Here is a 13601-nt window from a genome sequence, read left to right as displayed (position 1 = left end):
TCCTCACATGGGTTCTCTGAGCGATATCTATTCTCATCTGCCTGAAAGCATGGATGATCTGCCCCCGCCGCCCAATGAGGCAGCAGTGGAAGAGGCTGATTATCGGGCCCGCCATTGGGTAAGCCCCGTAAAAGGGCCGCTTAAGCCGGGGTCTGAGGCGCATAAACATGCCTTGGCGCAAATGTTCCGCGAGACGTTTAATCCTTACAGGCCATCTGTTATTAACTGGCCTAAGCTGGACCCAGAAACGCTCAAGCGCGTAACCTCCCTGCCTATCTGGGATATCGCTGTGCAGACAGAAGGCAAGGCCCGCCTGCGCATGGCTGCTTATGCTAATCTGGTTACAGATCCGGATATGAAGGATGCCATCTCCCGCAATGCGTGGGAGGAAAACCGGCATAAGGAAGTGCTGTCCAAAATGGTGGCAGCCTATAATATTCCTATGGCGCCGGAACCACCTTATGTTGAGCCCAAGGACGTTGAATGGGCCTATCTGGTGACAGGCTTTTCGGAATGTGCGGACAGCTTTTTTGCTTTCGGCATGTTTGAACTGGCCAAGCGTTCCGGCTATTTCCCGCCCGAACTCACAGATACGTTTGAACCCATTATGCAGGAGGAATGCCGCCATATCCTTCTGTTTGCCAACTGGCTGGCATGGAACCGGGCTGTAATGCCGTGGTGGCGTCGGCCTTACTTTGAACTGAAGGTTCTGGCTGTTTGGGCTTTCCTTGGTTATGAGCGTTTGTCTTTGGTGCGTACGGTGGATGATGAAGGCCACGTACATACGCAGGACAACAACTTTACGGTAACTGGCACCAAGGAAGTGACCAACATCCAGATCAATCTGCCTGATTTCATGCAGCTTTGTCTGGATGAGGATGATAGACGCTTTTCCGGCTATGATCCGCGCCTGCTACGCCCCACAACCACGCCCGCCATTGCACGTGTTATTCGTGATGTTGGACGGTGCTGGGAATTCGCAAGCGGTGCATTCAAGGCAAATCGCAAAACAGCAGTGTGATCTGTTTTTAGGGATTACCCCAACCAGCGAGATTATTTTATCTGGGCTGGTTGGGGTAATTTTTCATCCGCCTTACACTTTGGCGTTGCCATAGCGCCTGTAATGGAAAGGTGGCGGGGTTTCTGGCCGCTCGGTTATGGCTTGGGTAATAAGATCATGCCCCGGGGCACGGTGGCATACGGGGTCAGTTGCCGTAGCATCTCCTGCCAGTGCCAAAGCTTGGCAGCGGCATCCGCCCCAATCATCTTCCTTGAATGCGCAAGACTGACATGGTTCGGGCATCCAGTCTGTGCCGCGGAACAAGCGGAATAGCGGTGCATTTTCCCAAATGTTAGCGAGAGATTCTTCCGCAACAGAAGGCATCTGAACGCCCGGAATACTTTCTGCCGCGTGGCATGGCAGCACCTTGCCTGCGGGAGAAACGTTTAGAAAGCGCTGACCCCACCCGCCCATGCAGGGCTTGGGTCTGTCAGCATAATAATCCGGTGTTACAAAATCTATGCTCATGCGGCCAGAAAGGCGTACGCGTGCTTCTGCAACCACCTTTTCCGTCTCTTCTACCTGAGCGCGGCTGGGCAATAATGCATTACGGTTGAGCAGCCCCCAGCCATAATACTGCGTATGCGCAATTTCTACGCGTCTGGCCCCTAGCTGTTCAGCCAAGGCCAGCATGGCAGGCACACGTTCACAATTTTGCCGATGGATGACAAAGTTAAGGGTAAGGGGCAGGCCTTCGGTTTTAATAAGCTGTGCGGCTTCAAGCTTTTTGGCGTGGGCACCCGTCATGTGGGCAATATGGTCTGCGCTCTCAGCTTCGGCATCCTGAAAGGAAAGCTGAATGTGGTCTAACCCAGCATCAGCCAGTTCTTGCAGGTTTTTGGCATTGAGCAGCATGCCGGAGGTAATCAGATTGCTGTATAATCCTGCCTTGGCTGCATGAGCCACAAGCTCAGGCAGATCTGGCCGCGCCATAGGCTCACCACCAGAAAAGTGAACCTGCAATACGCCCATTTCGGCAGCTTCACTCAGCACACGCTTCCAGTCTTCAGTGTCAAGTTCTTGTGGGCGTGGTTCCAGTTGCAAGGGGTTAGAGCAGTAAGGGCATTGCAGAGGGCAGCGGTGCGTGAGCTCTGCAAGCAAGCTCATGGGGGGCGGCGGAGCACTCATATGGCTTGCAAAACCTGTTTGGTGGCCAGATCTCGTAAAAGGGTCAGCACATCCTGTGCGATAATGTCCCGTGGGGCGGCAAATTTCTGGCAAAGTAGATCCAGTATGCCCCCCACATTGCGGGTGCCATCTATAAGTTGCAGCACTTCAACAGCAATAGGGTCTGCATGAAAGGCGCGTTCAGGCGCTTGAATGAACCATACATCTCGCACGCGGTCATGTTGCAAGCGTGTGCCCCGGGCAAAGCGGAGGATACTGTTTTCAGAAATCATTGAAGTATCAGCTATTGGGCTTATGCCGCAGTTTCTGGGCGGAAAGCGCCTGGGGGAATACGTGCGGGCGTGACATAAGCGTAATCCAACGCATCCAGCATGGACCACAACACCCCACATTTAAACTTTAACGCGTTGAGCACACTCTGCTGTTGTTCAACCGTGCGGGCATGCTCCTTTACATAAGCCAGAGCAAAGGCAGAATCTTGCGGGGCCTGAGTGAGGCGTGGCTTAAAGTAAGCCAGTGTTTCTTCGGTAATGAAGGCATAGTTGCGCAACATGCCCGAAACACGTTCGCTGATAATGGTGGGGGAGAACAGTTCTGTCAGGGAAGATGCAATGGCTTCCAGCACAGAGCGTTCACGCACAAAATGCACATAGGCTTCTACAGCAAACCGTGAGCCGGGCAGCAGGCCTTCGAGTGATTCTACATACGCACGGTTCAGCCCAAGCCCATCTGTCAGCTTCAGCCAACGCGCCACACCACCAGAACCTGGTTCTGTGCCATCATGGTCTTCCAGCCGCCGCCGCCATTCACGCCGCAGTTCGGCAGTGGGGAGGCGCGCAAGGAGAGAGGCATCTTTAGCGGGAATGCTGGCCTGATAGTAATATCTGTTCAGTGCCCATGCCTGAACCTGCCCTTTGTTCAGTTTGCCGTCATGCAGCGCACGGTGGAAAGGGTGCAGGTTATGGTAGCGTTCTGCGCCTATGGCACGCAGGGCTTTTTCCAGTTCATCCGGGGTGAGCAGTTGGTTGGTCATAGCGAGACTTTCATTCCATCAAATGCAACATCCCATCCGGCTTGCTCTACGGCATGACGTTCTGGTGAATCGGCCAGCAGAATAGGGTTGGAATTGTTGATGTGGATGAGAATTTTACGTTTCACATGCAAGGGGCGGAAGGCGGCAATGGTGCCATCTGGCTCATCTGCAATAGACATATGGCCCATGCGGTGGCCGCTTTTGCTGCCAAGCCCGGCACGGATCATTTCATCATCCGTCCACAACGTGCCATCAAAGAACACAACATCTGCGCCGTTTATGCGGTTGCGCAGGGCGTCCGTCATCATCGCGCAGCCGGGAATAAACAGGGCGCGGGCGTGGCCGTCCGTTATTTCCAGCCCAATGTTTTCCCCATTGCTCATGATTTCAGCAGGGTTTTCAGCCTTTTCTGCGTAAAGGGGCACTTTGCCCGGCACAATAAACGGCGTGATGCTAAATCCGGCAGGCACTAAAGGAATAGGGTGTTCTGGCTGCATGGCATGGCGCGGCACAAGCGTGCGATCCAATGCATTAAAAATAGGGTTTGCGTTGAGCTGATCGAGCACAGGCTGTGTGGCATACAGATTAAAATGCTGCCGTTCCCGCAGGGTTAACAGGCCCGTAATGGCATCGATTTCCCCACTTGTGAGCACAACGCCAGAAATGGGGGTGGAGCGCAGCCCCTCACGCGGGAACATATCCGGTGTCTGGTTGATCTGGGTGCGCAGATCGGGTGAGGCATTGAGCACATACCAGTGCTGGCCATCTCCGCTTACAGCAATGGAGGCCTGAGTGCGGGAAGGGGCTGCGGGGTCTCCCGCACGGGCGCGGCGGCAAGCGGGGGCGTTAGAATTCCATTGCGGAAAACCGCCACCTGCACCTGCACCAAGAACAACAATCTCAAGCATAACAACACATCTAAATAAAAAAGCCGCCAGTGCAAAACCGGCGTTCACACCGGTAATGGCTGGCGGCTAAGCTGGGTATAACCCTGACTTATTTCTTCTGGCCGCAAACGTAGCTGTTGATTTCAGCGCCCAACGGAATTTCGGTTACTTTTGGTGCAGTCCAAGCCATGAGCCTGTCTCCTTGATTGAGTTGAAACAGGGCCGTTCCCTACAGGTTCTTGAGATAAAGATCCGCAGGAAAAAGCCGCTTTTGCGCCTTGCAGTGTGATGAAAAATGACTATCACGCAAGTGTTTTACCCTCCAAACAGGCGGGTAGAGGGTCTATTTTCACGCAACTGTGAATAAAAGTGGGGCTATACACCGCAACCGCACAAAATCTGTGCAAGATTTGTCTTGGCTGGCGGAGTCTTCTAAAGCAGCCCACATAAGCAAGGCTTTAGCCCAGCGGGGTAACGATGCTGGGGAGGAAACAGATGAGTGACCAGATACGCGGTTGGGGTAAGACACACGCATGATGAGTAGTCAGGTTAAGGCGCTGTTTGTCCGTGTCTTTCGCAATACCGGGTATATTCTGGGGGGGCGCGGGTTTTGCGCCGTTTTGTCACTTATAACTACCGCTGTTTCCGCACGCGCATTGGGTTTGCAGGATTACGGTGTTCTGCTGCTTATCAATTCCTTTGTTCTCTCCTGTTCGGCAGGGTTGCGGTTTCAGTCTTGGCAACCATTGCTGCAATACGGAAGCAGCCTGTACCGTAATGGAGACAGGCATCCGTTCCAGATGCTCTTACGCCATTGCATGTTGCTAGATGGCATAGGGGCCGTGGCAGGTATGGGGCTTGCCCTGCTGCTGTGTGAATGGTTCGGGAATCTTTTGGGCTGGGGAAATGCATCTTCTGCCACGCCGTTCTGGTACATGACTGTTATCCTGTTCATGAACGCAGGCGGTGCAATGGGCGTGATGCGGCTGCTAGATCGGTACGAACTTTCTGTGCTGGCAGATAGCGGAAGCGGGCTGATCCGTCTGGTAGGCAGTCTTGTCGGGCTATTCTGGCATTGGTCTTTCACCAGCTTTTTGGTGATCTGGTATATTTCAACGGTAGCATCATTCTTTATCAATTACGGAATGGGCGCGTATCTGCTTTTGCGTTCCGATAGTTTGCAGAATTTCCGTATATTTGGTGTGCCTTGGGTAAGCCCTATCAAAGGCATCTGGCGCTTTATTTTTTCTGTCAGCATCAATCAGGCGCTCGCACGGCTTTCTTCCCGCTTAACGGTGATGATTGTAGGTGCCGTTCTTGGGCCACAGAGTGCGGCCATTTACAACGTGACATGGCAGATTTCTGATGGTCTGGCCCGCCCGGCACAGATGATGACACCGGCCTTGTATCCAGAATTGGTAGCCCTGAAAGATAAGCGAGACTGGGCATCCATTCGGCAGGTTACGCACCGTATTCTGCAAGTGCTCGGTGTGTTCTCGGCTGCGGTGCTGGCTATTGTGTTTGTGCTGGGGCCTTGGTTGTTGCATGTGCTGCTGACTGTGCCTTGGTCTGGCACCCGCACACTTTTGCTGCTGATGACATTAACCGCCATTCTGGATTTGTGGGATGTACCGCTGGAGCCCTTGCTGGTTTCTCTCAATCGCGCCCATCAGATTTTGCTGGGGCGGTTGTTTACAATGTGCGTGACACTGCCTTTGCTGTATTTCCTAACTTCAGGGTTGGGGATGACGGGAGCAGGTTTGGCTACATTGATAGGTGAGTTGGTGATCTTCCTGACTCGTTTGGTACCTTACCTGTTGATGAGCCGAAAGCAGGATTTTGGAAGAGGCAATGGCTGAGGCTACTCCGGTTTCTGATACATCTGAGGTATGGATACTGGATACCCACCGCGCTGGTGAAATGGCGCAGTGCCGGGCTTTGGCAGATATGCTTGGGTTACCGTGCCAGATTATTCCGCTTCAGGCTGATTTCGGCTTACCTGAGCAGATCCCGGATACCCAAAACCTTCGGTTGATTTTGTCTTTTGGTAACGCAGTGCAGGCCGCATTGGCATTGCGTGCGCGTTGTAAAAACACGCCCGCTATTGTGCAGCTTGGGCGTCCGAGCCATGTGCCTGCAGCAGATTTGGATCTGATAATTATTTTGCCGCAGGATGATTATCCGACAGCGCCTAACGTCTTGCGCTTAAGATTTCCCTTAAACGGTGCACATAAAAGCCAGACATCTATCCCACAAATAGACTCAACAAGGCGGCATGGTGGCACTGTTGTTTTGTATGGTGCACCATCGCGGCAGTTTTTTTTGAATAAGCAGGATACGTATAAACTGCTACGCTTTAGCCACGAACTGGCACAAGCACATCATGAATCTTTGCATGTGCTAACCAGCCCAAGAACTCCTGTTGAGGCTGAAGGATGGTTGGAAGATATAAGCAAAACCATTCCGATGCAGATTTATATATTCCGTAAAGGCGTTAACCCGTTCCAGAAGTTTTTGCAGGAAGCGAACCGGTTTGTTGTAACCGGAGACAGTGCGTCCATGTTGGCGGATGCGTGCCGCACAGGCGTGCCTGTATGGCTGTTTCCATTACGGCCCAAGCACAGCTTCATGACACGTTTGCAAGCCAGTGTAGATCGGTGGGGGCTACAAAATATCCGCAACGGGCTTGTGCGTCGTGGTTGGCTGGGGAGCGGGACATGCTTTGGTAAATGGCATGACATTTTGGCCGAGCAGAATTATATCCATTTGGTAACACCACAGGCTTCTGCTGAGATGTTGAAATGGCAGCCAGATGCATCCCGGCGGGATGATGATATGCAAAAATGTTATGCAAGTATCATGAAACTGCCTTTGTTTATTGCCAGATAAACCCCAGCATTAGATATGCGGGGCGTGTGGCAATGTTTGCCACGCTTATGGTTTCTGCCATTGGGAAGTTTGTTTCGGCTGACGACTTATAACGGCATTTCACGACAGGCAGACATGTGCATGCACGATACTCTTGAGCAGAATACGCAGGCAGTTCTACAAGGAACATGCGCAGCTATTGTGACGTATGGTAACCGCGTTTCATTTCTAAATCAGGTTTTAGAAGGTGTTTTTGGCGCAGGTACCGGGCATGCTGTTGTTATAGATAACGGTACGGAAAAAAGTGTGGCGGCAGAAATTGCCAGATTACCAGAAGTATTTGGTAAAGATCGTCTCACCATTGTGCGTTTGGCAACCAACACTGGGTCTGCCGGTGGTTTTCATGCGGCTATTCAAGCCGCTGCAGCGCGTGAAGATACCCAGCATATCTGGGTGCTGGATGATGATAACAGGCCTGAACCAGATTCTCTTACGGCGCTTGCCAAAGCATGGAGAGGCATGGGTGCAAATACGCAGATATGCCTGAGCAGTTTTAGAGAAGATAAAACAACATATAAAAAACTTTTCAAAACCTGTAAGTTTCACGGCATTACAAAAAACTCATTTTTTGGCTTTTCCATGCAAACATTGCTGCGCAAACAAAAAGCAAAGGTTTGGCAGAAAGATGGGTTGAAGTGTTTGCAAATGCAGATGTCGGCTTATGGTGGTTTTTGGTTCCATAAAAGTTGGATTCAAAAAGTAGGGCTGCCGGATGCTCGGCTTTTTCTTTATTTTGATGATTATGATTTTACCCTGCGGATTACAGAAAACGGAGGGCAAATTTGGGCATGTCAGAACAGTGTTCTGAAAGATCTGGAACTTTCATGGCAGGTTAATGATTCCGCATTACAGCACTGGTTGCGTGAAGAAGAAAATTTTTCGCGCACTTATTTCGCTATTCGAAACCGTGTTTATATTGAGAAAAAATTTGTAAAAAATAAGTATATTTATAATGCAAACATCATTTTATATTTTCTGTCGAAGATTGTTTTTAAAAATAAGCAGAGCGTTTACTATCATTTCCAGAATCCATGCGTGGTGTATAGAAGGTGGAAGCTGATTGCACAGGCTATTCAAGCAGGAAAAGCCGCAGATTTTCAAACGCCTCCGCCGGCAGTTTGATGGAGGATTCTGCGTAGTAAGCAAAGCCTGATCATTTCATCAAGCATGTTTAACCCCGGTGCAATCGGGCGTTGTACCGGGGTTTTTAAGCTTTTTAAGCCGACAGTTTTGCTGAATCTTTTAAAGTTACAATAAACGGCACATGGTCAGATGGGCGCAGCATTGCGCGTTCATTTCTATCAGGTTCAGCAGTTTGCAGGCGTTCTGCAAGACGTGGAGAAAGCAGCATGTGGTCAATCCGCAGCCCGCAATCTCTTTCCCACGCGCGGGCCTGATAATCCCAGAAGGTATAAGCTGCGCCTGTTGGGTGTAATGCCCGCAAAGCATCTGTCAGCCCCAACCATAGCAGGCGACGGTACGCGGCCCGGCTTTGCGGGCGTACAAGCGCATCTTCTGGGCCCAGGGCCCCCGGGGCGCAATCTATGGGGGCAGGGCAAATATTGTAGTCACCTGCCAGCGCAAAATCTGTTTCTTCTGCCAGCAAAAGACGTGCGCGGGCTGTAAGGGCGCTCAGGAACTCAAGCTTGGTAGCATAGCCCTGTTCTCCGCCCGAATTGCCATTGGGCAGATACAGATTTCCTAGCACCATACCTTGGGTGCGCACTTCTACATACCGCGCGGCCGGGTCTGAAAAACCGGGGAGGTGATCTGTTGTTACGCTAAAATCTCCGCGCACAAGAGTGGCAACCCCGTTGTAGGATTTCTGCCCCACTACGGCGCAACCATAACCAGCATCCTCAAATGCAGCTTTGGGGAACTGATCCGTCTCGCACTTGATTTCCTGCATCATCAGCACGTCTGGCTGTTCGCGCTTCAGCCAATCCAGAACCAGATCCAGACGTTGCCGGACGGAGTTTACATTCCAGGTTGCGAGTTTCATGCCACAGAAAAGCTTGTGCCACAGCCGCAGGAAGACGCTGCATTGGGGTTGTTTACTGCAAAATGTGCGCCCATCAGCTTGTCTGCAAAATCAAGCTCTGCACCGGCCAGCAAATCCATGCTGGCTGAGTCCACGACCACCAGCGCACCGTTTCTTTCTATGCGTGTATCATCGGCTGCAATATCAGCCTCAGGAATAAGCGTGAAGAGATACTGAAAGCCGTTACACCCTCCGGCTTCTACAGATACCCGCATGGCAACAGGTGCTGGTTTTTCTGGGGCGGCAGTTGCCTGCTTTTTAGCAATCACGCTGGCAATGCGGTTTGCTGCAGATTCCGAAACGGAAAAGGGTGTTGGCTGTGTCATACTCTCTTAAATAGCTTGCGTGCCTTCTGGTTTGAAGGGGCAAGATGCCAAGAATAGTCAACTTTGGCGGAATATTCTAAACTCCTATAAGCTTCATTCGGATTAGATACCGGCAACACGCTGGTGGACCGTGCAGCAAAGGAAACCGCAGGAGTGCCAGACACGACAGAATGCAGGGATCTGATGCCCTATGCCGTTCAACCGGGAGAAGGCCGGGCGCGCCGCCTTTATGATGAGCCGGAATCTCTGACACGTTCACCGTGGCAGCGTGATCGGGATAGAGTCATCCATTCGTCAGGCTTTCGTCGCCTGCAATATAAAACGCAGGTGTTTGTGAACCATGAGGGAGATTTCTTCCGCACGCGCCTGACGCATTCCTTGGAAGTGGCTCAGGTGGCCCGCTCCATGGCTCGGTTTCTAAAGCTGGATGAAGATCTGACAGAAGCTGTCGCTCTGGCGCATGATCTGGGGCACACACCTTTTGGGCATGCGGGGGAAGATGCACTGGCGGCCCACATGCAGGAATGGGGCGGGTTTGACCATAACACGCAGGCCCTCCGGCAAGTGATGCTGAAGGAACGCCGCTATCTGGCGTTTGATGGATTGAATCTGACATGGGAAACGTTGGAAGGGTTGGCCAAGCATAATGGGCCGGTCAAACGTCCATCTGCACGGCTATTGGAATTGGATGCACTGTTCCCGCTGGAACTTTCCACATACGCCTCAGCCGAGGCACAGGTGGCAGCGCTGGCAGATGACATTGCCTATCACGGGCATGATCTGGACGATGGCGTGAAGTCAGGCCTGCTCTCGCTGGATGATCTGGTGGATGTGCCAGTGGTGGGGGAAGAACTGTTTGAAGTACGGAAGGCCGCCGCTGATCTGCCTTCTCAGGATAAGCGGACCTTACAGCGTATCCGGCATGAAATGGTGCGCCGCGTTATTCATAAGCTGGTGACAGATGTGTTGATCTGCACGCGTGAACGCCTGCAGGATCTGGCACCCCGAAATGTGGAGGATATACGTGCAGCATCAGGTCCGGTTGTGGCGTTTCATGAACCCATGGCCCAAGCCAACAAAGGTATCCGCAAGTTTCTGTTTGCGCATCTGTATCGCCATTGGCGTGTAAACCGTATGACGCACAAAGCCCGGCACGTTACAGCGGAGCTTTTTGATACGCTTACGGAGTCGCCATCTCTGTTGCCGGCTGAATGGCAGCGTGAGGCAGAGGGAAAAGATGCCACAGGGTTACGGCGTGTGGTGGCGGATTATGTGGCTTCCATGACAGATCGCTACGCCATGGAAGAACATAGACGGTTGACTGACCTGTCTGTTGCAGGCTGATAAACGCGCTTTCAGCGCTTTCTTACTATTACGGGGTTAAGTGTTTTATGTCTGACTGTGTGTTTCAGCGTTACCGTCAACATGTTCTGGCCATTGTGCAGGAACTGCTGCCCAATGTGCCGGAAGAAACGCTGGCCCGCGTGGAACTGACCCCAACGCGAGATCCTTCGCACGGAGATATGGCAACCAACGCCGCTCTGCTGCTGGCCAAGACGGCACGCCGTAAACCGGCAGATATTGCGGCTGATCTGGTAACCGCCCTGCAAAAGGTAGAAGGAGTTGCCTCGGTAGCCGCTGCAGGGCCGGGCTTTGTCAACATCACGCTCAAGCCCGATGTCATGCGCGGCATTTTGCCCGCAGTGTTGAATGCGGGTGAAGCCTATGGGGCATCTCAGGCAGGCAAGGGCTTACGGGTGAATGTGGAATATGTTTCCGCCAACCCAACCGGGCCAATGCATGTTGGGCATTGCCGTGGCGCTGTGGTGGGGGATGCCCTTGCCAACCTTATGGCCAAGGCCGGCTTTGCCGTTACCAAGGAATTTTACATTAATGATGCCGGTGCGCAGGTAAGGGCGCTGGCATGGGCAGCCTACTGGCGTTACCTGCAAGCCCTTGGCACCAAAATGACGCAGGATGATTTTTCTGCATTGGCACCGGGTGGCCTGCAATATCAAGGGGAATACCTTATTCCCGTAGGTATGGAACTGGCTGCGGAATACGGAAACAAGCTGACAGAAACCGACGCCGATGGAAGCCCCCTGCCTGCGCCAGAAGCCACATGGCTGGAAACAGTGCGCGGTTTTGCCGTGGCGCATATGCTCACGGCTATCAAGGAAGATTTGGCAGCCCTTGGCGTGCATCATGATGTGTTCACATCAGAAGCCGAAGTGCTGCGCCGTGGCGTAACAGATGCGGCTATCAGCAAGCTGGAACAGCAAGGCCTGTTGTATGAAGGCGTGCTGGAGCCCCCCAAAGGCAAGCTGCCGGAAGATTGGGAAGAGCGCGAGCAGCTTCTGTTCCGTTCCACTCAGTTTGGGGATGATGTTGATCGTCCGCTGCGCAAGTCTGATGGCACCAATACTTACTTTGCCAACGATATCGGCTATCATGCAGACAAAGTAGCCCGTGGCGCGCAGATGATGATTGACGTCTGGGGTGCTGATCACGGTGGCTACGTCAAACGGATGAAGGCCGCTGTTAAGGCGATTACGGGCGATACGGTGCCGCTTGAAGTGGTGTTGTGCCAGATTGTCCATATTCTGCGTGATGGACAGCCTGTTAAAATGTCCAAACGTGCTGGTACGTTTGTCACGCTGCGTGATCTGATTGATGAAGTCGGGCGTGATGCGGTGCGTTTTACCATGCTTACCCGTAAGAGCGACGCCCAGATGGAATTCGATCTTGATCTGGTTGTGGCGCAGCAGCGTGATAACCCGGTCTTTTATGTGCAGTATGCTCATGCCCGCTGCCGCTCCGTGTTGCGGGCCGCAGTAGAAGCCGCTGCGTATGGTGAGACGGATGATGCCGCTTTGGCCTCTGCATCGCTCGAATCTCTGACATCTGATGCGGAAATGGCGCTTATCCGTCGTCTGGCAGAATGGCCGCGTATGGTGGAAGCCGCAGCGCTTGCGCGGGAGCCCCATCGTGTGGCCTTCTACCTTGCTGATGTGGCGGGTGATTTTCATGCCCTCTGGAATCGTGGCCGGGACGATGCCTCTTTGCGCTTTCTCCAGCCTGATGCTGTAGAGTCCACCCGTGCGCGTCTGGCCCTTGTTGCAGCTACCGCGGTGGTTATCCGCTCTGGTCTTGCAGTCATGGGTGTGGAACCCGTGGAGGAAATGCGCTGATGAGTGATGAAGACCGACCCAAATTTTCAGCGGATGACAGAATCAGCCGTGCGCGTGAGCGCATGAGCATGGATTACGAAGATCCGGCACCTACGCGACCAGCAGCCGTAGGTGGCCGCCCAACCGAAAACGTGCTGACCCGCTTTTTAAGCAGTGATACGGGCACGCGGCGTCTGGTTTATGGGGCTGCTGGTCTGGGCGGTTTGCTGGTGTTGGGTATTGGTGGTTGGGCGCTGGTGGGGCACCATCAGCACGGTATCCCCATTATGGGGCCGCCACCGGTTTCCATGCGTACAAAGCCGGTTGATCCGGGTGGGATGCAGCTTGATTCTGTTGCCATGCCGGATGAAGATGGTGATGCAAAGGCGCATCCTGTTCCTGCCCCGGAAAAACCTAACCCAGAAGCTCTGGCAGCCCAATATGGTGCGCAGGGTGAAGAGGATTCTGGTAAACCGGAGGGGGCACCCACTCCGGCAACCGGTGCTGAAGGAGCAGGTGCAGGGCAATCGGCAGATCAACAGGCACCCGCAGCAGCGCCTCCGGCAGATGCACAAAGCACTTCTGCGCAGGAAGAAACCGAAGCTTCTACCGGCGGAGAGGAAGGGGATGCCGCAGCGGCTGCACAATCAGCCGAAAGTAGCCCGAAACCAAAGCCAGCAACCCCAGCTCCCGTCAAGGATACTGCTGTGGCAAGTAAAGCGGCACCGGCTGATACAAAAGCATCCACTGTGCCACATGGTGGTGTAGAGGGCGGGAAGTATCAGGTGCAGTTGGCTGCGGTGCAGAACGAAGATGAAGCGCGTAAAGAGTGGTCGCGCCTGAAATCTCGTTATCCCACCTTGTTCGGAGATAGCACGCCTTCCTTTGTGCGGACGGAGCAGAATAACGCCACGTTCTATCGCTTGCGCGTAAAGGGCTTTGCTTCTGTGGCAACTGCACGTGAATTCTGCTCTGCGGTGCGAGAACGCGGTATGGCATGCATGGTCGTGCGGCAGTAAGTTGCAACT

General features: G+C 53.1%; 14 protein-coding genes. 7 read left to right on the top strand and 7 right to left on the bottom strand.

Annotated features, from left to right (window positions below; all coding sequences use genetic code 11):
* Positions 1 to 7 precede the first annotated feature (7 nt).
* Positions 8 to 1021, top strand: a complete 1014-nt coding sequence (locus APA10_RS02925) for a hypothetical protein (protein ID WP_035365787.1) — start codon at positions 8 to 10, stop codon at positions 1019 to 1021.
* 72 nt (positions 1022 to 1093) lie between these two features.
* Here APA10_RS02925 and pqqE read toward each other — a convergent pair whose 3' ends face one another.
* From pqqE to pqqA, 5 genes are all read right to left on the bottom strand, one after another.
* Positions 1094 to 2188, bottom strand: a complete 1095-nt coding sequence (gene pqqE / locus APA10_RS02920) for a pyrroloquinoline quinone biosynthesis protein PqqE (RefSeq protein ID WP_035365788.1) — start codon at positions 2186 to 2188, stop codon at positions 1094 to 1096.
* The gene (gene pqqD / locus APA10_RS02915) at positions 2185 to 2460 is read right to left on the bottom strand and encodes a pyrroloquinoline quinone biosynthesis peptide chaperone PqqD (RefSeq protein WP_003629377.1); all 276 of its coding nucleotides are present in this window, start codon (positions 2458 to 2460) and stop codon (positions 2185 to 2187) included. Before pqqD ends, pqqE begins: the two co-directional genes overlap by 4 nt.
* Before the next feature lie 20 nt (positions 2461 to 2480).
* Entirely contained in the window at positions 2481 to 3221 is a 741-nt protein-coding gene (gene pqqC / locus APA10_RS02910; RefSeq protein ID WP_003629378.1) for a pyrroloquinoline-quinone synthase PqqC, read from the bottom strand.
* Positions 3218 to 4129, bottom strand: coding sequence for a pyrroloquinoline quinone biosynthesis protein PqqB (gene pqqB / locus APA10_RS02905; protein ID WP_035365792.1), 912 nt, complete (start codon positions 4127 to 4129; stop codon positions 3218 to 3220). The genes pqqC and pqqB overlap by 4 nt, the downstream gene beginning before the upstream one ends.
* Positions 4130 to 4217: 88 nt before the next feature.
* Positions 4218 to 4298: a pyrroloquinoline quinone precursor peptide PqqA gene (gene pqqA, locus APA10_RS14405; RefSeq protein ID WP_014457297.1), complete on the bottom strand. Its 81-nt coding sequence runs from the start codon at positions 4296 to 4298 to the stop codon at positions 4218 to 4220.
* A 343-nt stretch (positions 4299 to 4641) separates the two neighbouring features.
* Here pqqA and APA10_RS02900 point away from each other — a divergent pair, with 343 nt between their 5' ends.
* Genes APA10_RS02900 through APA10_RS02890 form a run of 3 tightly spaced genes read left to right on the top strand, consistent with a single transcriptional unit; the run spans position 4642 to position 8158 of the window.
* Positions 4642 to 5967 (top strand): lipopolysaccharide biosynthesis protein, encoded by a 1326-nt coding sequence (locus APA10_RS02900; RefSeq protein WP_003629382.1) that lies wholly within the window; start codon positions 4642 to 4644, stop codon positions 5965 to 5967.
* Entirely contained in the window at positions 5960 to 6997 is a 1038-nt protein-coding gene (locus APA10_RS02895; RefSeq protein ID WP_003629383.1) for an ELM1/GtrOC1 family putative glycosyltransferase, read from the top strand. Before APA10_RS02900 ends, APA10_RS02895 begins: the two co-directional genes overlap by 8 nt.
* A 15-nt stretch (positions 6998 to 7012) precedes the next feature.
* A complete protein-coding gene (locus tag APA10_RS02890; protein WP_003629384.1) occupies positions 7013 to 8158 on the top strand; it encodes a glycosyltransferase in 1146 nt (381 codons plus the stop codon).
* Between the two features lie 94 nt (positions 8159 to 8252).
* Here APA10_RS02890 and APA10_RS02885 read toward each other — a convergent pair whose 3' ends face one another.
* Both APA10_RS02885 and APA10_RS02880 read right to left on the bottom strand, forming a co-directional pair.
* Positions 8253 to 9038 carry an exodeoxyribonuclease III gene (locus APA10_RS02885; RefSeq protein WP_003629385.1) on the bottom strand — a complete coding sequence of 262 codons (786 nt, stop codon included), beginning with the start codon at positions 9036 to 9038 and terminating at the stop codon, positions 8253 to 8255.
* The gene (locus tag APA10_RS02880; protein WP_003629386.1) at positions 9035 to 9403 is read right to left on the bottom strand and encodes a HesB/IscA family protein; all 369 of its coding nucleotides are present in this window, start codon (positions 9401 to 9403) and stop codon (positions 9035 to 9037) included. Before APA10_RS02880 ends, APA10_RS02885 begins: the two co-directional genes overlap by 4 nt.
* Positions 9404 to 9526: 123 nt before the next feature.
* On the opposite strand from APA10_RS02880, the gene APA10_RS02875 reads away from it, so the two are divergent.
* Genes APA10_RS02875 through APA10_RS02865 form a run of 3 tightly spaced genes read left to right on the top strand, consistent with a single transcriptional unit; the run spans position 9527 to position 13592 of the window.
* The gene (locus APA10_RS02875) at positions 9527 to 10747 is read left to right on the top strand and encodes a deoxyguanosinetriphosphate triphosphohydrolase (RefSeq protein WP_003629387.1); all 1221 of its coding nucleotides are present in this window, start codon (positions 9527 to 9529) and stop codon (positions 10745 to 10747) included.
* A gap of 47 nt (positions 10748 to 10794) precedes the next feature.
* A complete protein-coding gene (gene argS, locus APA10_RS02870) occupies positions 10795 to 12594 on the top strand; it encodes an arginine--tRNA ligase (RefSeq protein ID WP_003629388.1) in 1800 nt (599 codons plus the stop codon).
* Positions 12594 to 13592 (top strand): SPOR domain-containing protein, encoded by a 999-nt coding sequence (locus tag APA10_RS02865; protein WP_003629389.1) that lies wholly within the window; start codon positions 12594 to 12596, stop codon positions 13590 to 13592. Before argS ends, APA10_RS02865 begins: the two co-directional genes overlap by 1 nt.
* Positions 13593 to 13601 lie beyond the last annotated feature (9 nt).

Origin of the sequence: Acetobacter pasteurianus subsp. pasteurianus LMG 1262 = NBRC 106471 (assembly GCF_000285275.1) — a bacterium.
GTDB classification, from domain to species: Bacteria; Pseudomonadota; Alphaproteobacteria; order Acetobacterales; family Acetobacteraceae; genus Acetobacter; species Acetobacter pasteurianus.
This window is presented reverse-complemented; position numbering and strand designations above follow the sequence as displayed.